At 67.3% G+C, this 21,711-nt stretch carries 21 protein-coding genes and 1 pseudogene; 11 read left to right on the top strand and 11 right to left on the bottom strand.

Annotation, left to right across the window (positions count from 1 at the left end; genetic code table 11):
- Positions 1 to 21: 21 nt before the first annotated feature.
- Positions 22 to 1,074: a CDP-6-deoxy-delta-3,4-glucoseen reductase gene (locus KDK82_RS27610; RefSeq protein ID WP_012204115.1), complete on the top strand. Its 1,053-nt coding sequence runs from the start codon at positions 22 to 24 to the stop codon at positions 1,072 to 1,074.
- Positions 1,075 to 1,165: 91 nt separating this feature from the next.
- Positions 1,166 to 2,134, top strand: a complete 969-nt coding sequence (locus KDK82_RS27605; RefSeq protein WP_043781175.1) for a tripartite tricarboxylate transporter substrate binding protein — start codon at positions 1,166 to 1,168, stop codon at positions 2,132 to 2,134.
- 84 nt (positions 2,135 to 2,218) lie between these two features.
- Here the strand turns inward: KDK82_RS27605 and folK are convergent, their stop codons facing one another.
- From folK to hda, 4 genes are all read right to left on the bottom strand, one after another.
- Positions 2,219 to 2,734 carry a 2-amino-4-hydroxy-6-hydroxymethyldihydropteridine diphosphokinase gene (folK, locus tag KDK82_RS27600; protein ID WP_088166753.1) on the bottom strand — a complete coding sequence of 172 codons (516 nt, stop codon included), beginning with the start codon at positions 2,732 to 2,734 and terminating at the stop codon, positions 2,219 to 2,221.
- A complete protein-coding gene (gene pcnB, locus KDK82_RS27595) occupies positions 2,709 to 4,298 on the bottom strand; it encodes a polynucleotide adenylyltransferase PcnB (protein ID WP_088166752.1) in 1,590 nt (529 codons plus the stop codon). Before pcnB ends, folK begins: the two co-directional genes overlap by 26 nt.
- Entirely contained in the window at positions 4,295 to 4,996 is a 702-nt protein-coding gene (locus KDK82_RS27590) for an HAD family phosphatase (RefSeq protein ID WP_013803657.1), read from the bottom strand. Before KDK82_RS27590 ends, pcnB begins: the two co-directional genes overlap by 4 nt.
- Before the next feature lie 88 nt (positions 4,997 to 5,084).
- Positions 5,085 to 5,783 carry a DnaA regulatory inactivator Hda gene (gene hda, locus KDK82_RS27585; RefSeq protein WP_026062235.1) on the bottom strand — a complete coding sequence of 233 codons (699 nt, stop codon included), beginning with the start codon at positions 5,781 to 5,783 and terminating at the stop codon, positions 5,085 to 5,087.
- 328 nt (positions 5,784 to 6,111) lie between these two features.
- On the opposite strand from hda, the gene purM reads away from it, so the two are divergent.
- Positions 6,112 to 7,164, top strand: a complete 1,053-nt coding sequence (purM, locus tag KDK82_RS27580; protein ID WP_013803658.1) for a phosphoribosylformylglycinamidine cyclo-ligase — start codon at positions 6,112 to 6,114, stop codon at positions 7,162 to 7,164.
- A 17-nt stretch (positions 7,165 to 7,181) separates the two neighbouring features.
- Positions 7,182 to 8,240 (top strand): AI-2E family transporter, encoded by a 1,059-nt coding sequence (locus tag KDK82_RS27575; RefSeq protein WP_012204107.1) that lies wholly within the window; start codon positions 7,182 to 7,184, stop codon positions 8,238 to 8,240.
- Between the two features lie 30 nt (positions 8,241 to 8,270).
- Here KDK82_RS27575 and KDK82_RS27570 read toward each other — a convergent pair whose 3' ends face one another.
- Both KDK82_RS27570 and murJ read right to left on the bottom strand, forming a co-directional pair.
- Positions 8,271 to 9,116, bottom strand: coding sequence for a SirB1 family protein (locus KDK82_RS27570; protein ID WP_013803659.1), 846 nt, complete (start codon positions 9,114 to 9,116; stop codon positions 8,271 to 8,273).
- A gap of 58 nt (positions 9,117 to 9,174) precedes the next feature.
- A complete protein-coding gene (gene murJ / locus KDK82_RS27565) occupies positions 9,175 to 10,740 on the bottom strand; it encodes a murein biosynthesis integral membrane protein MurJ (RefSeq protein ID WP_034391199.1) in 1,566 nt (521 codons plus the stop codon).
- Positions 10,741 to 10,917: 177 nt separating this feature from the next.
- Between murJ and rpsT the strand changes: the two genes are divergently transcribed.
- Positions 10,918 to 11,214 (top strand): 30S ribosomal protein S20, encoded by a 297-nt coding sequence (gene rpsT / locus KDK82_RS27560; protein ID WP_034398277.1) that lies wholly within the window; start codon positions 10,918 to 10,920, stop codon positions 11,212 to 11,214.
- A gap of 230 nt (positions 11,215 to 11,444) precedes the next feature.
- On the opposite strand, the gene KDK82_RS27555 is transcribed toward rpsT, so the two are convergent.
- Positions 11,445 to 11,762, bottom strand: coding sequence for a DUF3579 domain-containing protein (locus tag KDK82_RS27555; protein WP_012204103.1), 318 nt, complete (start codon positions 11,760 to 11,762; stop codon positions 11,445 to 11,447).
- A 350-nt stretch (positions 11,763 to 12,112) separates the two neighbouring features.
- Between KDK82_RS27555 and KDK82_RS27550 the strand changes: the two genes are divergently transcribed.
- Both KDK82_RS27550 and argF read left to right on the top strand, forming a co-directional pair.
- Entirely contained in the window at positions 12,113 to 13,309 is a 1,197-nt protein-coding gene (locus KDK82_RS27550) for an aspartate aminotransferase family protein (RefSeq protein WP_088166751.1), read from the top strand.
- A 10-nt stretch (positions 13,310 to 13,319) separates the two neighbouring features.
- Positions 13,320 to 14,252, top strand: coding sequence for an ornithine carbamoyltransferase (gene argF / locus KDK82_RS27545; protein WP_012204101.1), 933 nt, complete (start codon positions 13,320 to 13,322; stop codon positions 14,250 to 14,252).
- 85 nt (positions 14,253 to 14,337) lie between these two features.
- Here the strand turns inward: argF and KDK82_RS27540 are convergent, their stop codons facing one another.
- Genes KDK82_RS27540 through KDK82_RS27530 form a run of 3 tightly spaced genes read right to left on the bottom strand, consistent with a single transcriptional unit; the run spans position 14,338 to position 16,828 of the window.
- Entirely contained in the window at positions 14,338 to 14,532 is a 195-nt protein-coding gene (locus KDK82_RS27540; protein ID WP_034391191.1) for a hypothetical protein, read from the bottom strand.
- Positions 14,533 to 14,546: 14 nt separating this feature from the next.
- Positions 14,547 to 16,490: a ferrous iron transporter B gene (locus KDK82_RS27535; protein ID WP_088166750.1), complete on the bottom strand. Its 1,944-nt coding sequence runs from the start codon at positions 16,488 to 16,490 to the stop codon at positions 14,547 to 14,549.
- On the bottom strand, positions 16,487 to 16,828 hold the full coding sequence (locus tag KDK82_RS27530; protein WP_012204098.1) for a FeoA domain-containing protein: 342 nt from the start codon (positions 16,826 to 16,828) through the stop codon (positions 16,487 to 16,489). The genes KDK82_RS27535 and KDK82_RS27530 overlap by 4 nt, the downstream gene beginning before the upstream one ends.
- Positions 16,829 to 17,027: 199 nt before the next feature.
- On the opposite strand from KDK82_RS27530, the gene KDK82_RS27525 reads away from it, so the two are divergent.
- Positions 17,028 to 17,348, top strand: a complete 321-nt coding sequence (locus KDK82_RS27525) for a YkgJ family cysteine cluster protein (RefSeq protein ID WP_013803664.1) — start codon at positions 17,028 to 17,030, stop codon at positions 17,346 to 17,348.
- Between the two features lie 47 nt (positions 17,349 to 17,395).
- Here KDK82_RS27525 and KDK82_RS27520 read toward each other — a convergent pair whose 3' ends face one another.
- Complete coding sequence (locus KDK82_RS27520; RefSeq protein ID WP_012204096.1) at positions 17,396 to 17,866, bottom strand: Lrp/AsnC family transcriptional regulator; 471 nt, start codon at positions 17,864 to 17,866, stop codon at positions 17,396 to 17,398.
- Positions 17,867 to 18,004: 138 nt separating this feature from the next.
- On the opposite strand from KDK82_RS27520, the gene KDK82_RS27515 reads away from it, so the two are divergent.
- From KDK82_RS27515 to kynA, 3 genes and pseudogenes are all read left to right on the top strand, one after another.
- Entirely contained in the window at positions 18,005 to 19,438 is a 1,434-nt protein-coding gene (locus KDK82_RS27515; protein ID WP_088166749.1) for an amino acid permease, read from the top strand.
- A 75-nt stretch (positions 19,439 to 19,513) separates the two neighbouring features.
- Entirely contained in the window at positions 19,514 to 20,719 is a 1,206-nt protein-coding gene (locus KDK82_RS27510; RefSeq protein WP_179217990.1) for an amino acid aminotransferase, read from the top strand.
- A pseudogene (kynA, locus tag KDK82_RS27505) lies at positions 20,716 to 21,576 on the top strand (tryptophan 2,3-dioxygenase). Before KDK82_RS27510 ends, kynA begins: the two are co-directional and overlap by 4 nt.
- Positions 21,577 to 21,711: the final 135 nt, after the last annotated feature.

Below are 21,711 nucleotides of genomic sequence, written 5' to 3'. Positions count from 1 at the left end.
GCCCCCGAGGATACCGAGAACATGACCGAGATAGCCAACGCTTCCCACGAAATCACCGTACAGCCCAGCGGCCGCGCCTTCGCCACGCAGGGCAGCGAGACCATCCTGGCCGCAGCCATCCGCTCCGGCGTGGGCCTGCCCTATGGCTGCAAGGACGGTGCCTGCGGTTCCTGCAAGTGCAAGAAGCTCAGTGGCGATGTCACCCATGGCCCGCATGCCGACAAGGCGCTGACCGCCCAGGAAGAGGCCGACGGCTATGTGCTCACCTGCTGCGCCAGGCCAGCCACCTCGGTGGTGCTGGAGTCCCGCCAGGTCACCGATGCCAGCGCCTTTCCCATCAAGAAAATGCCCGTGCGCGTGGCCACGCTGGAGAAGAAGTCGCACGACGTGATGCAGGTGCGCCTGCAACTGCCCGCCGCAGACAAGTTCCGCTACCACGCAGGCCAGTACGTGGAGTTCATCCTGCGCGACGGCGCCCGCCGCGCCTACTCCATGGCCACGGCCCCCCACGTGCAGGACACGGCGCCGGGGCTGGAGCTGCACATCCGCCACATGCCGGGCGGCAAGTTCACCGACCATGTGTTCGGCGCCATGAAGGAAAAGGAAATCCTGCGCGTGGAAGGCCCGTTCGGCAGCTTCTTCCTGCGCGAGGACAGCGACAAGCCCGTCATCCTGCTGGCCTCGGGCACGGGCTTCGCGCCCATCAAGGCGCTGCTGGAGCACATCCGCCACAAGGACATCCACCGCTCCGTCACCCTGTATTGGGGCGGCCGCCGCCCCGAAGACCTCTACATGGATGCCTGGGTGCGCGAACAGGCCGAAGCCATGCCGCAGCTGTGCTACGTGCCCGTGGTCTCGGATGCCCTGCCCGAAGACGCCTGGACCGGCCGCACGGGCTTCGTGCACCAGGCCGTGCTGGACGACTTTGCCGACCTCTCGGGCCACCAGGTCTATGCCTGCGGCGCGCCCATCGTGGTCGATTCCGCGCACCAGGCCTATGTGCACCAGCGTGGCCTGCCCGACGAAGAGTTCTACGCCGACGCATTCACCACGGAAGCCGACAAGGCAGCCTGAAGCCAGGGCAGATCAATCAATACGCAGAAAAACTGCTCTGCATACCTGCGCACAGCCAGGTGTCGCAATTTTTTTGCACAATAGCGCCCCTATGAACCGTAGAAACAGCCTTCTCTCGGTCATGGCGGCCGCTGCTGCCCTGGCCTCCCCGCTTGCCCTGGCGCAAGAGCCCATCCGCCTGATCGTGCCCTATGCGCCCGGCGGTCCGCTGGACATCACCTCGCGCGCGCTGGCCGAGCGGGTGCGTGATTCCCTGGGAGTGGTGATCATCGACAACAAGGCAGGCGCCGGCGGCAACATCGGCGCCGACGCCATTGCCCGCGCCACGCCGGACGGCATGACCATCGGCCTGGCCGCCACGGCCACCCATGCCGTCAATCCCTGGCTGTACGCCAAGATGCCCTATGACGCGGGCAAGGACTTCGCCGGCATCACCCAGATGGTGCGCGTGCCCAATGTGCTGGTGATGAACGCGGCCCGTGCCGAGCAGCTCAAGATCCACAGCGTGGCCGACCTGATCGCCTACGCCAAGGCCAACCCCGGCAAGCTCAACTACGGCAGCGGCGGCAACGGCAGCGCGGGCCACCTGGCCGGCGAAATGCTCAAGCAAAAGGCCGGCATCTTCGCCCTTCACGTGCCCTATCGCGGCGCCAACCCGGCCCAGCTGGCCCTGCTGTCGGGCGAGGTGGACTTCAACATCGACAACCTGGCCGCCGCTGCACCCAACATCCGCTCGGGCAAGCTCAAGGCGCTGGCCGTGACCACGCTGAACCCCACCACGCTGCTGCCCGGCGTGCCCGCACTGTCCAAGACATTCCCCGGCTTTTCCATCGACACCTGGTGGGGCCTGGTGGCCCCGGCCGGCACGCCCAAGCCCGTGCTGGACAAGCTGAGCAAGGCCTTTGGCGATGCACTGGCCGCGCCCGAGACCAAGACCCGCTTCGAGACCCTGATGGCCGAGCCCGTGTCCTCCACACCCGCCGAATTCGACAGGTTCATGGCCGCCGAGCGTGCCAAGTACCAGCCCATCGTCAAGGCCTCCGGAGCGAAGGTGGACTGAGCCGATCCACCGCGTCCCGGCTGGCAAAAAGCCGCAGCCGCCCTCAGGGCGCTGCGGCTTTTTCATTCAGGCCACTGTCGGGATTCAGGCTTGTCTGAGATGCCAGCCAGGCTTGTGCGCCAGGCGGATGCCCTGCCCCGCCACGGCCTGCAATTGCCCTGGCGTGACGCGCTCAGGCGCGATCTCGGCCAGCGGCACCAGCACGAAGGCGCGCTCGTGCATGCGCGGGTGCGGCACGCTCAGGCGCGGCAGCGCGATGCGCTCGTCGTCCCACAGTTCGATATCCAGGTCCAGTGTGCGCGGCGCGTTGCGGTAGGGGCGCTCACGGCCGGCCGCCAGTTCGATGGCCTGCAGCGCATCGAGTAGCGCCAGCGGCTGCAGCGTGGTGTGCACGGCGGCCACGGCGTTCAGGTAGTCCGGGCCGCTGGAGTCGACGGGCGCCGTGCTGTAGAGGGAGGACACGGCCACAAGGCGCGTGCCCGGCAGGCCGCCAATGGCCTGCAGCGCCTGGGCCAGCGCCTGGCCCCGGTCGCCCAGATTGGCGCCCAGGCCAATGGCGACCCAGTGCCCCGGCTCAGTCATCCCCGCCCACGGCGCCATCACCACCGCCCTGTGGCTTGCGGCGACGGCGGCGGCGCTTCTTGGGCGCTGCCCCTTCCTCACCCTCCACCTGGGGCAAGGCGGCGGCAGGTGCGTCGGCCTGCTGCGCTTCGCCAGCGCCGGCGTCCTCACGCGCGGGGCGGGCCTTGGCCACGCGGTGCACCTTGGGCTCGGCGCTGCGCTGGCGGGCGCGCTGCTCGTCGCGGGCCTGGGCGATCAGGTCGTCGCGGCGCGCGTCGTCGGCGTTCTGGAACTCCTGCCACCAGCTGGCCAGGCTTTCATCGACCTCGCCGATGTCGGCGCGCAGGCGCATGAAGTCGAAGCCCGCGCGAAAGCGCGGCTGGGCCACCAGGCTGAACGGCGTGGCGCCCGTGCGCTTGTCAAAGCGCGGCTGCATGACCCAGATCTCGCGCATGTCGGCGGCCAGCTTGCCGCGGCCCGAGACATCGCCAATGCGCTGGTCGAACACTTCGTCGATGGATTCCTGCAGCGCGGGGAAGGGGTGCTGGCGCTGGTTCAGGCGGCGCTCCCAGCCGGTCTTGACGTCATGCCACAGCACGCAGGCCAGCAGGAAGCTGGGCGCCACGGGCTTGCCTTCCTCGACACGGCGGTCGGTGTCGGTCAGCGCGGCGCGCACAAAGGGCTGCTCCGCGCGCTCGACCACCACATCCAGCAGCGAGTAGATGCCGCGCGCCAGGCCCAGGCCGCGCAACTGCTCCACCGAGGCCAGCGCGTGGCCGGTCTGCAGCAGCTTGAGCATTTCATCGAACAGGCGGCTTTGCGGCACATCGGCCAGCAGCGGCTCGCACTCCACCAGCGGCTTGGCGGTCTTGGGCTCGATCTTGAAGCCCTTGCCCGCCAGCTTGGCCGCGAAGCGCACGGCGCGGATGATGCGCACCGGGTCTTCGCGGTAGCGCGTGGCCGGGTCGCCGATCATGCGCAGCATGCGCTTCTTGGCGTCGTCGATGCCCTTGTGATAGTCCACCACGATCTGCGTGCGCGGGTCGTAGTACATGGCGTTGATGGTGAAGTCGCGGCGCGTGGCGTCCTGGTCCTGCGGGCCCCAGACGTTGTCGCGCAGCACGCGGCCGCTGGCGTCCACCGCATGGTGCATGCCGGCGAGCTGGGCCTTGCTGGTGCGCTCGTTGCCGCTCACGGCCTCGGCCGCGCTGTTGTCCAGGAAGGCGCGGAAGGTGGAGACTTCGATGACCTCGTTCTCGCGCCCGCGGCCATAGACCACGTGCACGATGCGAAAGCGCTTGCCGATGATGAAGGCGCGGCGGAACAGGCCCTTGACCTGCTCGGGCGTGGCATTGGTGGCCACGTCGAAGTCCTTGGGGCGCAGGCCCAGCAGCAGGTCGCGCACGGCGCCGCCGACGATGTAGGCCTCGTAGCCGGCGTCCTGCAGCGTCTCGACCACGTCGATGGCACGCCGGTCCACCAGGTTGGGATCGATGCCGTGCACCTGCACGGGCACTTCCTGGCGCTTGCCGAAGGGGGACTTGCGGGCGCGGGGGGCAGCCGAGGTCTTGCCCAGCAGCTTGTCGATGATGTTCTTGATCATGGTGCTTCGCCAAACAGGTCCAGAATGCGCCAGCCACGTTCCTGGGCCAGGGCGCGCAGCCGTGCGTCGGGGTTGGTGGCCACGGGGTGGTCCACGCGTTCGAGCAGGGGCACGTCGTTCCAGGAGTCGCTGTAGAAGAAGCTCTCCACGCCGCCCCAGTCCAGGCCACGCGCATCCAGCCACTGCTGCATGCGCTGGACCTTGCCGTCGCGCATGCTGGGCGTTCCACGGATCTCGCCCGTGAACCAGCCCTGGGCGTCGCGCTCCAGTTCCACGGCAATCAGCTCCTGCACGCCCAGTGCGGCGGCAATGGGGCGCGTCACGAACTCGTTGGTGGCCGTGACGATGATGATCTGGTCGCCCGCCTGCTGGTGCGTGCGCAGCAGCTCCAGTGCCTGGGGACGGATCGCGGGGGTGATCACCTCGCGCATGAAGCGCTCATGCGCCTCGTCGGCCTGTTGCGCGCCACGGCCGCAGAAGGCCTCGGTGGCAAAGCGCACATAGTCGTGCACGTCGAGCGTGCCGGCCTGGTAGTGCGCGAAGAACTCGGCGTTGCGGCGGCCGAACTCGGCCGGATCGGTCCAGCCGATGCGCGTCGTGAACTCGCCCCACTCGTAGTCCGAATCGAGCGGCAGCAGCGTATGGTCCAGGTCGAACAACGCCAGCCGGGGCCGGAGTTGCTTCTGATCAGAGGTCATGCATATCCTAAAAAAATGGGTCCCGCGCTGCCCTTGCAACGCAGGCTCCGCCGGCTCCCGCAGTCCCTGCCCACACGAGAATGTGGGCTCATTCGGTTTCCAGCATCGTCTTGAGCAACGGGATGGTGATGGCGCGCTTGTTGCGAAGCGCAAAGCCGTCGAGCATGTCGAGCAGCTGCATCAGGCTGCCCAGGTCGCGTGAGAAGCGCTTGAGCATGTAGTCCATCACATCGTCGCCCAGAAAAACGCCACGGGCATCGGCCTCCTGGCGCAGCACCGCGCGGCGCGCGGTTTCATCGAGCAGTTGCAGCTGGAACACATGGCCCCAGCCCAGCCGCGTGCGCAGATCCTCGCGCAGCTTGAGGTCGGCCGGCGGCAGGGGGCCGGCTCCCAGCACCCAGCGCGGCGAGCCCGTGGCCGGGCTCGTCGCATTCACGAACCAGTTGAAGGCCCGCGCCTGCTGCAGCGGAGTGTAGATGTCCACGTCGTCCATCAGCACCGCCGCCCAGCGCTCGTCGAACGGCGGCGGGAACAGGGTGGATGCATCCATCCAGCCCACCATGGCGCCCTGCTCGCGCAGCGCCTCGCGCACGGCCTTGAGCAGGTGGGTCTTGCCCGAGCCCGACTCGCCCCAAAGATAGGTGGGCACCGGCGTGCGGGCGGTCTGCATGCGGCCGTCGCCCACCCAGTGGCGCAGATGATCGATCACTGCGGCATTGGGACCGACGAAAAAGCGCGACAGCGTCGGACTCGACGCCATGCTGATATCCAGAGCCAGCTGCTTCATCTGCGACATACGCGCAGCGCCCCCTTTCCTGTGTCCAGGCGGGTCCATGCGGCAAAAGCAGGCAGAGGAATCGGCAACGGCATTGGGTTGAGAGCAAAGACAGGCCCGCCTCGGCGCAGCGCAGCGCTGCGGCAAGGCGGACAACGCCCGGGAGCTCCCGGGCGGACGAGGGATTTTAGTCTGCGCGGCGCCCGACACGGCGGCAGCCGGCCCGCATGTGCAACGAAAGCCCCCTCGAAGCCCACTGGCGCGCGCGCCTGCCGGCGGCCGGCGCCGTAGAATCCCGGGGTTCCAGCCCGGCATCGGGCCTACCGCACCGTACCCATCCATGAGCTCTTCTGCCCCCTCCTCTACCCCGATTTCCTACAAAGACGCCGGCGTCGACATCGTCGCTGGCGATGCGCTGGTCGAGCGCATCAAGCCGCTGGCCAAGAAGACCATGCGCGAAGGCGTGATGGCCGGCATCGGAGGCTTCGGTGCGCTGTTCGAGGTGCCCAAGCGCTACAAGGAACCCGTGCTGGTCTCGGGCACCGATGGCGTGGGCACCAAGCTCAAGCTGGCCTTCGAGTGGAACATGCACGACACCGTGGGCATCGACCTGGTGGCCATGAGCGTCAACGACGTGCTGGTCCAGGGCGCCGAGCCTCTGTTCTTCCTCGACTATTTCGCCTGCGGCAAGCTGGACGTGGACACGGCCGCTGCCGTGGTCGGCGGCATTGCACGCGGCTGCGAGCTGTCGGGCTGCGCACTGATCGGCGGCGAAACCGCCGAAATGCCCGGCATGTACCCGGCCGGTGAATACGACCTGGCGGGCTTTGCCGTGGGCGCCGTCGAAAAGTCCAAGATCCTCACGGGCCAGAGCGTGGCCGCAGGCGACGTGGTGCTGGGCCTAGCCTCGGCCGGCGTGCACTCCAATGGCTTCTCCCTGGTGCGCAAGTGCATCGAGCGCGCCGAAGCCCAGGGCAGCCTGCCCGAATCGCTGGACGGCAAGCCGTTCAAGCAGGCCATCATGGAACCCACGCGCCTGTACGTGAAGAACGTGCTGGCCGCACTGGAGCAGCACCCCATCAAGGCGCTGGCCCACATCACCGGCGGCGGCCTGCTGGAGAACATCCCCCGCGTGCTGCCCGAAGGCCTGGCCGCCCACCTGGATGCCGGCAGCTGGCCCCAGACCGAGCTGTTCGCCTGGCTGCAGAAGACGGCGGGCATCGACGCCGTGGAAATGAACCGCACCTTCAACAACGGCATCGGCATGGTCGTTGTCGTGCCCGCCGAAGCTGCCCAAGCCACGGCCGCCACGCTCAAGCAGCTGGGCGAGACGGTCTACACCATCGGACGCATCGCCGCACGCGGCGAGGGCGAGCCTGTCGAGGTCCGCTGACCACGGGCCCGCAGCGCATGACCCAGCACCTGCCCTCGCCCATCATCTCCCCGCAGCCCGCGCCCACGCGCGGCGTGACGCTTTCCAGCTATGTGCTGATGGCAGGCGCCCTGCTGCTGATCATGTGGCAGGGCCTGTTGCCGGGCATGCTTTGTGTCTGCGTGGGCTTTCTGGTCACGCGCGCCCTTGCCGGGCTGCTGGCACGGGCCCAGCCCAAGGCCCGACGCGGCTCGCTGCCGCGCTGGACCCAATTGGTGGCAGCCACCATCGTCATTCTTGCGCCGCTGGCCCTGCTGAGCGGCGCGCTCTCGCATACACGCACCTACATCACCGACGCGCCGCAGCAGTACCGCGAGCTGCTCGACTATCTGGCCCACACGGTGCTGGAGCTGCGTGACAAGCTGCCCGCCGACATGGCCGACCAGTTGCCGGACGGCGCGCAGGAAATCCAGCACCTGCTGGCCAGCTACCTGGCGGCCAAGGCCGGCGCCCTGGCCCATGCGGGCCGCGCCTGGCTTACCGGCCTGCTGTATGCCTACGTGGGCCTGATCATCGGCGCGCTGGCCGCCGTGCGCCCCATCACCACGCGCCGCCCGCCCCTGGTGGCTGCGCTGCGCGAACGCATCCGGCTCATGGGGCTGGCCTTCCGCCAGATCGTGGCGGCGCAGTTCTGGATTGCGGCCTTCAACACATTCCTGACGGCCATCTTCCTGCTGGGCGTGCTGCCGCACTGGAACCTGACCCTGCCCTACACGCCAGCCCTGATCACGCTGACCTTCATCGCGGGCCTGGTGCCCATCGTGGGCAACCTGCTGTGCAATGCGGTGATCACCATCGTGGGGCTGTCGGTCTCCCCGGTGGCCGCCGCGGCCTGCCTGGGCTTTCTGATCCTGATCCACAAGGCCGAGTACGTGATCAACGCCAAGGTGGTGGGCCAGCGCACGCACATGGGCGTGTGGGAGCTGCTGGCCGTGATGTTCGTGGCCGAGTCGGTGTTCGGCCCCGCAGGCCTGGTGGCGGCGCCGCTGTTCTACGCCTATCTCAAGAAAGAGCTGGAAGCCGTCCGGCTGGTCTGAGCAGCGCTCCGACCCTGGGGGCTGCCGCCGCTACAGCCCCCTGAGCCGCCGGATCACCTCGCGCACGGCCACGGCCTGCGCGCCCTGCTGGGAATGCAGGAAGCGCTCCAGGTCTTCGAGCGCACGCTCGGTCACTCCCCACTGCGCATAGGCCAGCCCCCGGTCCCGGAAGATCTCCGGCATGTCGGGCCGCAGCACGGCCAGCCGGTTGAGCACGGCCACCAGCAGCGGCCAGTCGCGCCGCGCATGGTGGATCTCCTGCAGATTGCGCAGCATGCGCTCCAGAATGTCGCGCGGCGATGCGCCCTGCAGGTACATGCCCAGCGGAGCCGCCTCCTCGGCGGACAGGCCGGCGTTCTGCCAGAAGGGCTCCAGCCGCTCGGCCAGGCTGTTGGCCGAGAAGGATTCACCGCTCAGCGGGTCCATCACCACCTGCCCCTGGGGCAGGCGCAGCTTGACCAGGAAATGCCCGGGAAAGCTCACGCCCTGTGCCGGCAGATCGATGGCCGCAGCCAGCTCCAGCCAGATCAGCGCCACACTGATGGGAATGCCACGCCGCGTCTGCAGCACATGGTGGATGTAGCTGTTGGACGGGTCGTAGTAATCGTTGAGATTGCCGCCAAAGCCCAGCTCGCCATAGAAGAACTGGTTGAGCACGCGCAGGCGCTGCAGGGAATCGGTTTCGCCGGCCAGGCGCTGGAGCAGGCGCACCTGCAGCCGGTCCAGCTCGGCGCTGGCCGCCTGCAGGTCGAGATCGGGCACGGCATCCTGAGCGATGCTGATTGCCGCCTCCATCAACGGCAGGTGGTCATCGCTTTGCACCAGCGCTGCAAAGTATTGCAGGGCCGTTGGCGTGTCTTCGTAACTCCAGCTCATGATGCTTTGTATATTGCAGCGCCCAAGCCTGCAATTATGCGGGTTTGGGCGATGCCTCTCAGCGCCGCAGCAGTGCGCGCAGCTTGAGCCCCGCCGCCCACAGCGCACCGAAGTACAGCAGCACCGAGGCAGCCATCAGCGCGGCGAGCAGGCCCACACGCTGCCAGCCGTTGGCGCGCAGCGCGATCCAGTCGAAATGCTGGCTGCCCCAGGTCAGCAGCACGGCCAGCAGGCTGCTGGCCGCGACCACCTGCAAGCCCAGCCGGCCCCAGCCCGGCTTGGGACGGTAGACGCCCCGGCGCAGCAGACCCCAAAGCAGCCAGCCCGCATTGACCAGGGCCGCCAGGCCGATGGACAACGCCAGGCCGGTATGGGCCATGAAGGGCACCAGGACCAGGTTGAGCAGTTGGGTGATGACCAGCACCACGATGGCGATCTTGACGGGCGTGCGGATGTCTTGGCTGGCGTAGTAGCCCGGCGCCAGCACCTTGATGGCCACCAGGCCCACCAGGCCTGCGCCGTAGCCGACCAGCGCCAGAGCGATCTGGCCCACGTCGCTGTCCTGCAGCGCACCACGGTGGAACAGCGTGGCCACCAGCGGCTCGGCAAAAGTGAGCAGGCCCACGGCGCACGGCACGGACAGCAGCACCACCAGGCGCAGCCCCCAGTCCAGCATGGCCGAGTAGCGCTCCGAGTCGTCGGCCGCCTTGGCAGCGGCCAGCTGGGGGGTGAGCACCACGCCCAGCGCCACGCCCAGCAGCGCCGTCGGAAACTCCATGAGCCGGTCGGCATAGAACAGCCAGGTCACGCTGCCCGGTTGCAGATAGGAGGCGATCTGGGTGTTGATCATCAGCGAGACCTGGGCCACGCCCACACCCAGCAGGGCCGGCGCCATCAGCTTGAGGATGCGGCGCACGCCGGCCTCGGCCCAGGCTTCGCGCAGCGCAGCTGGCGAAAAGCCGATGCGCGGCAGCAGGCCCAGGCGCGCCAGCGCAGGCAGTTGCACTGCCAGCTGCAGCACGCCGCCCAGCATCACGCCACCGGCCATGGCATAGATGGGCTCGATGCCGCGCGCCTGCAGCCAGGGCGCGCCCCAGAAGGCGGCGGCGATCATGGCCAGGTTCAGCAGCACCGGCGTGGCGGCCGAGACGGCAAAGCGCCGCCAGGTATTGAGCACGCCGGCAGACAGCGCCACCAGCGACATGAAGCCGATGTAGGGGAACATCCAGCGTGTCATCAGCACGGCGGCGTCATAGCCCTCGGGCGACTGGCGCAGGCCGCTGGCCAGCAGCCAGACCAGCAGCGGCGCGCCCACCACGCCCAGCACGCAGGTCACCAGCAGCACCCAGAACAGCAGCGTGGCCACGTGCGAGATCAGCGTGCGCGTGGCCTCGTCCCCCTCCTTGGCCTTGCTGGCGGCCAGCACCGGCACGAAGGCCTGGCTGAAGGCCCCCTCGGCGAACAGCCGCCGAAAGAGATTGGGAATCCTGAAGGCGACATTGAACGCATCGGTCAGCGCATTGGCTCCGAACATGGAGGCCATGAGCAGATCGCGCACCAGCCCGGTGATACGGGAGGCCAGCGTCAGCAGGGAAACGGTGGAGGCGGCTTTGAACAGTGACACCGTGGGGAGTGTATGCGCTGGCATGCCCCGCCGGCCGGCGCTCCAGGCGGGCCTGGCCGCTCTTGCACTCCGTTGCAACAGGCCGGCCCGTGCGGCCTGGGCCCTCAAGGCCGTGTCCGGGCTGCGTGCTATAATCCCGCGCTTCGCCGACAACATCCTCAGACACTAGGAATACATATCATGGCATCCAAGCCCGCAAAGAAGAACCCCCGTCTCGCCTCCGGCCGCAAGCGCGTCCGTCAGGACACCAAGCTCAACGCAGCCAACACCTCGCTGCGCTCCAAGTACCGCACCGCCGTCAAGAAGGTCGAAAAGGCCGTTCTGACTGGCGACAAGGCCAAGGCAACCGAACTGTTTGCCGCAGCCCAATCCGTTCTGGACACGATCGCCGACAAGGGCATCTTCCACAAGAACAAGGCCGCTCGCGACAAGAGCCGCCTGTCCGCCAAGGTCAAGGCCCTGGCCGCCGCCTAATCCAATTAGGCAACCGCACGGATGGCTCCGGCCATCTGCCGTTTGTAACGGGTGCGCTGTCAGCGAACGAGAAAACCGCCTTCGGGCGGTTTTTTTGTGCCTGAACGATGCTCCTGCATCCGCAGGATTCACCAAAAAAGCCCCACCCTCCGGAGCACAGGCGAAAAAAAAACGCACCCCAGGCGCGCTTCACATCGGACGGGAACGACCCGCAAAAAAAGAAGCCGGCCTCAGCGGGCCGGCTCGTCCGGTATCAGGCAGGCCTCGGCAACCTGCAGGTTGTTGTCCTTGGCGAAGTTCAGGCAGAAATCCCAGGCCATGGGCTCGTAGTCGCGCAGGTCGCGGTGCACAACCACGCACTTGACGCCATTGAGCGTTGTGGGAACACACCAGGGCGAGTAGCTCAGGTGGCTGCCGCGCTGGGCACCACCGGGGCGAAACTGGCTCATGACGCCTGCCAGCCGCTCAGCCCAGTCGCTGGGCCGGAAAGTCTTGCCTTCGTGGGTGATGCCCTGGATGAACAGTTCTTTGCTGGAGGGAGAGACCATCAGGATGCACGCCAAAATACGACTTGCGCAACAAGGAACAACACAGGCGACCTGCCAAGGGGCACGGCGCCCTGCCACGTCCTGTTTGCGCAAGTCCTTCAAAAAAGTCAGAGCCCACAGGCAGGATCGCTGCCAGCAGGCCAAGCCGGCATTTTATCTCTTATATAAGAGCTGAGGCCTTGTTGCAGCGCACTACCCAAGTGTGGCGTAGGCTCATTGCATGGCTGTGATGCGCAAACCGCAACGGTAGGCCATCGCGCGGCCCCTAGAATCGGGCTTCGCTGTTTTTCAGGCATCTGCGGCGGCAACGCCCGGATGCCGTTTACTTTCCAGCTCAGGAGATTTTTGCAATGACCGCTTTCATTGAGGCTGCCTCGCCCCACGTGATGAACACCTATGGCCGCGTACCGATCGCTCTGGAGCGAGGCCAGGGCTGCCGCGTGTGGGACGTCAACGGCAAGCAGTACCTCGATGCGCTGGGCGGCATTGCAGTGAACACGCTGGGCCACAACCACCCCAAGCTGGTGCCTGCGCTGCAGGACCAGGTGGCCAAGCTCATCCACACCTCCAACTACTACCACGTGCCCGGCCAGGAAACGCTGGCCAAGCTGCTGACCGAGCGCTCGAAGATGACCAATGTCTTCTTCTGCAGCACGGGCCTGGAGGCCAACGAGGCCGCCATCAAGATCGCGCGCAAGTACGGCGTGGACAAGGGCATCGCCAAGCCGGTGATCGTGGTCTACGAGCATGCCTTCCACGGCCGCTCCATCGCCACCATGACGGCAACGGGCAACCCCAAGGTGCGCGACGGCTTCGGCCCCCTGCTCGACGGTTTCCTGCGCGTGCCGGTGAACGACTACGAGGCGCTCCAGCAGGCCACGGCCGGCAACCCCGACGTGGTTGCCGTGATGATGGAGCCCATCCAGGGTGAAGGCGGCCTGCACCCCATGCGCATCGAGTACATGCAGCAGGTGCGCGCACTGTGCGATGCCAACGGCTGGCTGATGATGTTCGACGAAGTCCAGGCCGGCATGGGCCGCACGGGCAAGTGGTTCGCCCACCAGTGGGCCGGCATCATCCCCGACGTGATGACCCTGGCCAAGGGCCTGGGCTCGGGCGTGCCCATCGGCGCCGTCGTGGCCCATGGCAAGGCGGCCACCGTGCTGCAGCCGGGCAACCACGGCTCCACCTTCGGCGGCAATCCGCTGGCCATGCGTGCGGGCATCGAAACCATCCGCATCATGGAAGAGGACGGCCTGCTGGCCCACACCACCAAGGTGGGCGACCACCTGAAGGCCACGCTGCAAAAGGAACTGGCCGAGGTCAAGGGCGTGGTCGATGTGCGCGGCCAGGGCCTGATCATCGGCATCGAGCTGAACAAGCCCTGCGGCGCCCTGCTGGGCCGTGGCGCCGAAGCCGGCCTGCTGTTCAGCGTGACCGCCGACACCGTGGTGCGCCTGGTGCCGCCGCTGATCATGACCGAGGCCGAAGCCGACGAAGTGGTCGCCAAGCTCAAGCCCCTGATCGTGCAATTCCTGTCCGAATGAGTACCTGCCTATGACTGCCATCAAGCACTATCTGCAGTTTTCCGACTTCACGGCCGACGAGTACGCCTATGTGCTCGAACGCGCGGCCCTGATCAAGAAGAAGTTCAAGGGCTACGAAAAGCACCACACGCTCAGCGACCGCACGCTGGCCATGATCTTCGAGAAGGCCAGCACGCGCACCCGCGTGAGCTTCGAGGCGGGCATGTACCAGCTCGGCGGCTCGGTGGTCCACCTGACCACGGGCGACAGCCAGCTGGGCCGCGCCGAGCCCATCGAGGACAGCGCACGCGTCATCAGCCGCATGACCGACCTGGTGATGATCCGCACCTATGGCCAGGACAAGATCGTGCGCTTTGCCGAATACTCGCGCGTTCCCGTCATCAACGGCCTGACCAACGAGTTCCACCCCTGCCAGATCCTGGCCGACATCTTCACCTTCATCGAGCACCGCGGCTCGATCCAGGGCAAGACCGTCGCCTGGGTCGGCGACGGCAACAACATGGCCAACACCTGGCTGCAGGCGGCCGACCTGCTGGGCTTCACCGTCCACGTCAGCACGCCGGGCGGCTACGAGGTGGACGAGAAGCTGGCCTTTGGCGGCAAGACCCCGCGCGAGGGCTGCTACAAGGTCTTCAAGGACCCGCTGGACGCCTGCAAGGGCGCCGACCTGGTGACCACCGACGTGTGGACCAGCATGGGCTACGAGGCCGAGAACGAAGCCCGCAAGAAGGCCTTTGCCGACTGGTGCGTGGACGCCGAAATGATGGCCGCCGCACGTGGCGATGCCCTGTTCATGCACTGCCTGCCAGCCCACCGCGGCGAGGAAGTGGAGGCCGAGGTCATCGACGGGCCGCAGTCCGTGGTCTGGGATGAGGCGGAGAACCGGATGCATGTGCAGAAAGCTCTGATGGAGTACCTGCTGCTGGGCCGCCAGCCGAACTGATAACGCAGTCCGCTCAAAAAAGAATGCCTGCAAGCTTTGCGCCTGCAGGCATTCTTTTTTCCCGGCGGAAGTTCGGGCTGTGGCCTTACGGTCCCCGCTTGTCCGGTGCGCAACTGTCCCCGCCGCATGCACTGCAGCCGCCACAGCCGCCCCCATCCTTGGGCGCCAGTGCCGGATGCATCTGCCCGGCCTTCTGGCGCCAGCGCGCGGGCAGATAGCGCCAGACCAGAGACATGCCGGCCAGGGCCACGATCAGCCCTACGATGATGTTCTGCCACATGGTGCTTGTTCCTTTCAGCCCGCGCCCAATGCGATGGCCACGCGGTAGGTGATGAAGCTGGCAAGGTAGGCCAGCGCGAACAGATAGCCGGTCATCAGCAGCGGATAGCGCCAGCCGTTGGTCTCGCGCCGCACGGCGGCCAGCGTGGAGATGCACTGGGGCGCGAACACGAACCAGGCCAGCAGCGACAGCGCCGTGGCCATAGACCAGGTGTGGGCGATCAGCGGGCCCAGTTGCTCGGCCATGGCCTCGTCGCTGGCGGCAGACAGGGCATAGACCGTGCCCATGGCGCTGACGGCCACCTCGCGTGCGGCCATGCCCGGCACCAGGGCGATGGCGATCTGCCAGTTGAAGCCGATCGGCGCCAGCACCACCTCCAGCCAGCCGCCGATGCGGCCCGCAAAGCTGTAGCGGATGGCCGCCTCGGTGAAGCCATCGGGCGGCGCCGGGTAGCTGGCCAGGAACCACAGCACGATGCTGACGGTCAGGATGATGCCGCCGACGCGGCGCAGGAAGATCATGGCGCGCTCGTACAGGCCCAGGGCCAGGCTGCGCGGGCTGGGCCAGCGGTAGGAGGGCAGCTCCATCAGCAGCGGCGTGGGTCCGGCGCTGCGGCCGGCCAACTTGGCCACGCCGGCCACGGCCATGGCGCTGACGATGCCGGCCACGTACAGCGCGAACAGCACCAGGCCCTGCAGGTTGAAGATGCCGCCCACGGTGCGCTCGGGAATGAAGGCGCTGATCAGCAGCGCATAGACCGGCAGGCGCGCCGAGCAGGTCATCAGCGGCGCGATCATGATGGTCACCAGGCGGTCGCGCCAGCTGGTGATGGAGCGCGTGGCCATGATGCCGGGCACGGCGCAGGCGAAGCTGGACAGCAGCGGAATGAAGGAGCGGCCCGACAGGCCGACCTTGCCCATGATGCGGTCCAGCATGAAGGCGGCACGCGGCAGGTAGCCCGAATCCTCGAGTGCAAGGATGAACAGGAACAGGATCAGGATCTGCGGCAGGAAGACCAGCACGGCGCCGGTGCCCGCGATCACGCCATCGGCCAGCAGGCTGCGCAGCGCGCCTTCGGGCATGTGCTCGTTGACCAGGGCCGAGACGGCCGAGACGCCGCCTTCGATGCCGTCCATCAGCGGCTGTGCCCAGCTGAACACGGCCTGGAACATCAGGAACAGCGTGGCTGCCAGCAGCAGCATGCCCCACAGCGGGTGCAGCACCACGGAGTCGATGCGGTCGTCGCGCCGGGTGTCCACCACGGGTTCCTTGACGCAGTCGGCCATGATGCGGGCCACCTGCTGGTGCAGGGCCAGCACCTGCTCGCGCGCATCGCCCGGGCGGGCCGGGGCCTGCAGCTGCGGCGCTGCCAGGGCGCGGGCTTCGGGGCCGTCCAGCCATTGCAGCAGTTCGCGCGCGCCGTCCTGGCGCACGCCCACGGTGGACAGCACGGGCATGCCCAGGGCGCGTGACAGCGCCTCGCGGTCGATATCGATGCCCTGGCGCCTGGCCATGTCGCTCATGTTCAGCACCAGCAGCATGGGCAGGCCCAGGCGCTGGGCTTCCAGCACCAGGCGCAGGTTCAGGCGCAGATGGGTGGCGTCGGTGACGCAGACCAGCAGTTCGGGCGGCGCCTCGCGCGCGTGGCGGCCCGAGACGATGTCGCGCGTGATGCGTTCATCCTCGCTGTGGGCGTGCAGGCTGTAGGTGCCCGGCAGGTCCAGCACGCGCACACGCCGGCCGCTGGCCGTGCTCAGCCAGCCTTCCTTGCGCTCCACGGTCACGCCCGCGTAGTTGGCCACCTTCTGGCGTGCGCCGGTCAGCAGGTTGAACAAGGCTGTCTTGCCGCAGTTGGGGTTGCCCAGCAAGGCCAGGCGCAATGCGGAATCACCGCTGCCGCCGCCACCCTGGGCAGGCTGCAGCGGCTGGATGAGTTTGGGAGAGGACGACGCGCTCATGCCACCGCCTCCGGCGCCACGCGCACCAGGGCCGCCTCATGGCGGCGCAGCGCGAACGTAGCCTGGCCCACACGCACGGCCAGCGGGTCGTCGCCCGGAAAGCCTGCGGCCAGGATGCGAACGGGCTCGCCCGGCAGGAAACCGATTTCCATGAGGCGCAGCAGCAGTTCCTGCTCGGCCGTGTCGCGCGCCGCATGGAGTTCGACCACGCGCGCCGGAACCTGGCGCGGCAGCGCATCCAGGGTGATGGCCGCAGCGGTGGCCGGGCTGGGGGAATGGGGAGGCGCGGACAGCGCGGACGGAGCCGTGGCGTCCGTCCCGGGGTTCATCGAATGCATGGCGTGTTGTATCAACTGATTTTTATTCTCATTTTGATTTTGATCGAATCCCCGTGGGAAGCCCGCGCATGGTATCGGAGTAAGAGGCAGGGTCTTGCCAAATGGCCGTCATGGTTTTTGGCCGGTTCCAGGCGCCCCGCACGCGTGCGCGCGACAATCGCGCTCCCACGATCCGCACCTGCACCTGCTTGCCCACGCCATGACCCATCCCTGCCTGAGCTGCGGCGCCTGCTGCGCTTCGTTTCGCGTGGACTTTTCCGTGCATGAGTCGCAGGAGCATGGCGGCCGCGTGCCGGCCGGGCTGATCGAGGAAGTCACCGACCACACCTGCCGCATGCGCGGCACGGACTGGTCGCGCCCGCGCTGCGCAGCGCTGGTGGGCAAGGTGGGCGAGAAGGCCCATTGCGGCATCTACGAGTGGCGGCCCTCTCCTTGCCGCGAATTTGCGGCCGGCAGCGATGCCTGCAACCGCGTGCGCGTGCGCCATGGCATGCAGGCGCTGGACAGCGGCCTGCTGTAGCAACCAGCCAGGCGCAGCCGGTCGCCAACAGCCGCCACCACCAGCCGTTATTCCACGGGCAGCCCCGCCAACTGCCCCTTGAACTCCTGCAGCGAGAAATGCGTGTGCACCTGACGCACGCCGGGCAGCCGGTGCAGGCGGGTGAGCAGCAGGTCCGAATAGGCATCGAGATCGCGCGCCACGACGACCAGCAGGAAGTCCTCCGGCCCCGAGATGCCGTGGAACATCACGACCTCGGGGATGGCGCAGACCGCTTCCTGGAAGTGGCGCGATGACTCCTCGTTCTGATGGTCTATGCCCACCATCACGAAGGCCAGCACGCCAAAGCCGATGGCGCGCCGGCTCAGCGCGGCGTGGTAGCCGGTGATCACGCCCTCATCCTCCAGCCGCTTGATGCGCCGCCACGACGGCGATTGCGACAAGTGCACGCGTTGCGCCAATTCGCCCGAGGTCAGCCGCGCGTTGTCCTGCAAGGCGCGGATCAGCAGCCGGTCCGTTCTGTCGATCTCGATTGACATAAACCACCTATGAATTCATGTTTCACAGAATAACTTATCCAAGATCAAGCGCATTTAGGGATAACTACTAAACGCCCTGCGAAGGCCGTAACTAGCATCCGCCTCCGAAGCCCCCCACAGCAACGGAGACAACAACCCATGCCAGCCTTCGAAGACATCGTCCAGCGCGAAGCCGGACTCCAACAGCAGCTGTCCGCCGGACAGATGACCATGATCGCCATCGGCGGTGCCGTCGGCACCGGCCTGTTCCTGGGCAGCGGCTTTGCCATCGGCTTCGCCGGGCCCAGCGTGCTGATCAGCTATGCCATCGGCGCGGTGATCTCGCTGCTGCTCATGGGCTGCCTGGCCGAGATGACGGTGGCCCACCCGACCTCGGGCTCGTTCGGCGCCTATGCCGAGCACTACATCGCCCCCTGGGCCGGCTTCGTGGTGCGCTATGCCTACTGGGCCTGCGTGGTGCTGGCCGTGGGCACCGAGGTGACGGCCGTGGGCCTGTACATGGGCTACTGGTTCCCCGAGGTGCCGCGCTGGGCCTGGGTGGTGATCTTCTCGGGCGCGCTGATCGGCGTGAACATGATGAGCGTCAAGGCCTTCGGTGCCGTGGAGTACAGCTTCTCCATGATCAAGATCATCGCCATCGTGGCCTTCATCGTGGTCGGCGCCTGGGTGGTGTTCGGCACCCGGCCGGCCGGCGTGGGCTTTGCCAACTACGTCAACAACGGCGGCTTCTTCCCCAACGGCCTGTGGGGCACCTGGGTGGGCGTGATCATCGCCATCTTCAGCTACCTGAGCATCGAGATGATCGCCGTGGCCGCCGGCGAGGCCAAGGACCCGCAGCGCGCCGTCACCAGCGCCTTTCGCTCCACCATGGTGCGCCTGGTGGTGTTCTACCTGGCCACGATCGCGCTGATGCTGGCCATCGTGCCGTGGTCGGCCGCCGGCAAGGACGGCAGCCCCTTCGTCAAGGTGATGGAGATCATCGGCCTGCCCGGTGCGGCCAGCGTGGTCAATTTCGTGGTGCTGGTGGCGGCCCTGTCGGCCATGAACAGCCAGCTGTACATCACCACCCGCATGATGTTCAGCCTCTCGCGCGCCGGCCATGCGCCCGCCGTGCTGGGCCGCGTGAACTCGCGCGGCGTGCCGCTGCCGGCGCTGCTGCTGTCCTGCCTGGGCATTGCCGTGGCCACGCTGTTCAACATCGTCAACCCCGAGCAGTCCTTCATGCTGATGATGGCCGTGGCCATGTTCGGAGCCATGTTCACGTGGTTCATGATTTTCGTGACCCACCTGTTCTTCCGCATCCACTGGGTGCGCCAGGGCAACAAGCCGCTGGCCTTTCGCATGTGGGGCTTCCCGGTGCTGACGCTGCTGGGCGCGGCTCTGATGCTGGCCGCCCTGGTGTCCACGCTGTTCACCGACGTGTTCCGCCTGACCGTGCTCACCGGCCTGCCCTTCCTGCTGCTGCTGGGCGCCATCTACGCCATCTGGTACCGCAAGCCGGCCGGCCAGCCCGCCCCTCAGACCCAAACCTCAGCCCAAGCCCAAGCGCAAGCCCAGGTTCCCGCCCGGTGACATCCGGCCTCCCGTTTTTCTCCCTCCCTTAGAAACATGACGACTCTTGCCCCCCTCGATACCGCCCGCGCCTCGATGTTCAGCCACGTCCCGCCCTACCCCGGAGATCCCATCCTGTCGCTGATGGAAGCCTTTCAGCAGGACCCGCGCACCGACAAGGTCAGCCTGAGCATCGGCCTGTATTTCGACGAGGCCGGCCGCCTGCCCGTGCTGGACTCCGTGCGACAGGCTGGCGATGCCCTGGCCCGCAAGCAAAGCCCCAGCGGCTACCTGCCCATCGAAGGCATAGCCCCCTACCGCCAGTTGGTGCAGAACCTGGTGTTCGGCGCTGAGCACCAGGCCGTGCGCGCGCAGCGCATCGCCACCGTGCAGACCCTGGGCGGCTCGGGCGCGCTCAAGCTGGGCGCGGACTTCATCAAGCACTATTTCCCCGACGCCGAGGTCTGGCTCAGCGATCCCACCTGGGACAACCATCTGGCCATCTTCCAGGGCGCGGGCCTGCGCACCCACAGCTACCCCTACTACGACGCGGCCACGGGCAGCCTGCGCTTCGACGCCATGCTGCAGACCCTGCGCGAACTGTCCTCGGGCAGCGTGGTGCTGCTGCATGCCAGCTGCCACAACCCCACGGGCGTGGACCTGTCGCGCGAGCAGTGGCAGCAACTCATCCCGGTGATCGTGGAGCGCGGCCTGATCCCCTTCGTGGACATGGCCTACCAGGGCTTTGGCGATGGGCTCGATGAAGACGCCTGGTCCGTGCGCGCGCTGGCCGATGCGGGCGCCCAGGCCTTTGTGGCCAACTCGTTTTCCAAGAATTTCTCGCTGTATGGCGAACGCGTGGGCGGCCTCAGCGTGGTCTGCAGCGACGCGGCCACGGCCGGCAATGTGCTGGGCCAGCTCAAGGCCACAGTGCGCAGCAACTATTCCTCGCCCCCCACCCGTGGCGCGCGCCTGGTGCAGCAGGTGCTGGCGTCGCCCGAGCTGAGCGCCCAATGGGCGCAGGAGCTGGCGCAGATGCGCGGCCGCATCAAGGACATGCGCGCCCAGCTGCACGGCGCGCTGCATGAACGCTTTGGCGAGCGGCGCGACTTCGGCTTCCTGCTGACCCAGCGCGGCATGTTCAGCTACACCGGCATCAGCGAGCCCCAGGTCCACCGCCTGCGCGACGAGCACGGCGTGTACCTGATCCGCTCGGGCCGCATGTGCATGTCGGGCCTGTCCGGCGCCAACGTGCAGTACGTGGCCGACGCCATTGCCACGGTGCTGGAGGCACCGCAATGAGCGGCTGCCCCGTCCATGGCGGCCTGACCGAGCGCATCGTCGCCGAGGAAAGGGCACAGCTGGATTTCAGCCAGTCCATGAGCTATGGCGACTATCTGCAACTGGACGCCATCCTGGGCGCACAGCAACTGCTGTCGCCCACGCATGACGAGTTGCTGTTCATCATCCAGCACCAGACCAGCGAGCTGTGGATGAAGCTGATGCTGCACGAGCTGGGCGCGGCCACGGCCGCCGTGGCGGCCGACCGCCATGCCGATGCCTTCAAGATGCTGGCCCGCGTGAGCCGCATCATGGAGCAGTTGGTGGGCGCCTGGTCCGTGCTGGCCACCATGACGCCTACCGAGTACACGGCCATGCGCCCGTATCTCGCCAGCTCCAGCGGCTTCCAGAGCTACCAGTACCGCTGCATCGAGTTCGCGCTGGGCAACAAGAATGCCGCCATGCTCCAGCCCCATGCCCACCGCCCGGACCTGCTGGCGCGGGTGGAGGCCGCATGGCGAGCGCCCTCGCTCTATGACGAGGCCCTGCGCCTGCTGGCACGCCAGGGGCTGGCCATTCCTGCCGGGCACCTGGAGCGCGACTGAACCCTGCCCTACACGGCCAGCCCCGAGGTCGAGGCCGCCTGGGCCCAGGTCTACCGCGACCCGCAGTCGCACTGGGACCTGTACCAGCTCGGCGAAAAGCTCGCCGACATCGAGGACGCCTTCCGCCTGTGGCGCTTTCGCCATGTGACCACGGTGGAGCGCGTCATCGGCTTCAAGCGCGGCACGGGCGGCACCGGCGGCGTTAGCTACCTGCGCAAGATGCTGGACGTGGTGCTGTTCCCCGAAATCTGGTCCGTGAGAACGAAACTGTGACCCCTGAGCGGCTTTGCCGCTTCCCCCGCTCTCGCTGCGCGGGCGCGGGACGACACCATCGCTGCGGGACGGCCCTTGCTCGGCGTCCGCCGATGGGCCGCGCCAAGTTTCCGACGCAAGAACACCATGCCTTCG

Source organism: Delftia sp. K82 (genome assembly GCF_002193035.1).
In the GTDB taxonomy this organism is placed as follows: Bacteria; Pseudomonadota; Gammaproteobacteria; order Burkholderiales; family Burkholderiaceae_C; genus Comamonas; species Comamonas acidovorans.
Note: the sequence above shows the minus strand (reverse complement) of the source record. Positions and strands in the feature narration are given on the sequence as shown.

Excerpts from the sequence above, each read along its gene's own strand:
- KDK82_RS27610 (WP_012204115.1), top strand. The coding sequence starts at position 22 with ATGACCGAGATAGCCAACGCTTCCCACGAAATCACCGTACAGCCCAGC.
- KDK82_RS27605 (WP_043781175.1), top strand. The coding sequence starts at position 1,166 with ATGAACCGTAGAAACAGCCTTCTCTCGGTCATGGCGGCCGCTGCTGCC.
- folK (WP_088166753.1), bottom strand. The coding sequence starts at position 2,734 with ATGGCGCCGTGGGCGGGGATGACTGAGCCGGGGCACTGGGTCGCCATT.
- pcnB (WP_088166752.1), bottom strand. The coding sequence starts at position 4,298 with ATGATCAAGAACATCATCGACAAGCTGCTGGGCAAGACCTCGGCTGCC.
- KDK82_RS27590 (WP_013803657.1), bottom strand. The coding sequence starts at position 4,996 with ATGACCTCTGATCAGAAGCAACTCCGGCCCCGGCTGGCGTTGTTCGAC.
- hda (WP_026062235.1), bottom strand. The coding sequence starts at position 5,783 with ATGAAGCAGCTGGCTCTGGATATCAGCATGGCGTCGAGTCCGACGCTG.
- purM (WP_013803658.1), top strand. The coding sequence starts at position 6,112 with ATGAGCTCTTCTGCCCCCTCCTCTACCCCGATTTCCTACAAAGACGCC.
- KDK82_RS27575 (WP_012204107.1), top strand. The coding sequence starts at position 7,182 with ATGACCCAGCACCTGCCCTCGCCCATCATCTCCCCGCAGCCCGCGCCC.
- KDK82_RS27570 (WP_013803659.1), bottom strand. The coding sequence starts at position 9,116 with ATGAGCTGGAGTTACGAAGACACGCCAACGGCCCTGCAATACTTTGCA.
- KDK82_RS27555 (WP_012204103.1), bottom strand. The coding sequence starts at position 11,762 with ATGGTCTCTCCCTCCAGCAAAGAACTGTTCATCCAGGGCATCACCCAC.
- KDK82_RS27550 (WP_088166751.1), top strand. The coding sequence starts at position 12,113 with ATGACCGCTTTCATTGAGGCTGCCTCGCCCCACGTGATGAACACCTAT.
- argF (WP_012204101.1), top strand. The coding sequence starts at position 13,320 with ATGACTGCCATCAAGCACTATCTGCAGTTTTCCGACTTCACGGCCGAC.
- KDK82_RS27540 (WP_034391191.1), bottom strand. The coding sequence starts at position 14,532 with ATGTGGCAGAACATCATCGTAGGGCTGATCGTGGCCCTGGCCGGCATG.
- KDK82_RS27535 (WP_088166750.1), bottom strand. The coding sequence starts at position 16,490 with ATGAGCGCGTCGTCCTCTCCCAAACTCATCCAGCCGCTGCAGCCTGCC.
- KDK82_RS27530 (WP_012204098.1), bottom strand. The coding sequence starts at position 16,828 with ATGCATTCGATGAACCCCGGGACGGACGCCACGGCTCCGTCCGCGCTG.
- KDK82_RS27525 (WP_013803664.1), top strand. The coding sequence starts at position 17,028 with ATGACCCATCCCTGCCTGAGCTGCGGCGCCTGCTGCGCTTCGTTTCGC.
- KDK82_RS27520 (WP_012204096.1), bottom strand. The coding sequence starts at position 17,866 with ATGTCAATCGAGATCGACAGAACGGACCGGCTGCTGATCCGCGCCTTG.
- KDK82_RS27515 (WP_088166749.1), top strand. The coding sequence starts at position 18,005 with ATGCCAGCCTTCGAAGACATCGTCCAGCGCGAAGCCGGACTCCAACAG.
- KDK82_RS27510 (WP_179217990.1), top strand. The coding sequence starts at position 19,514 with ATGTTCAGCCACGTCCCGCCCTACCCCGGAGATCCCATCCTGTCGCTG.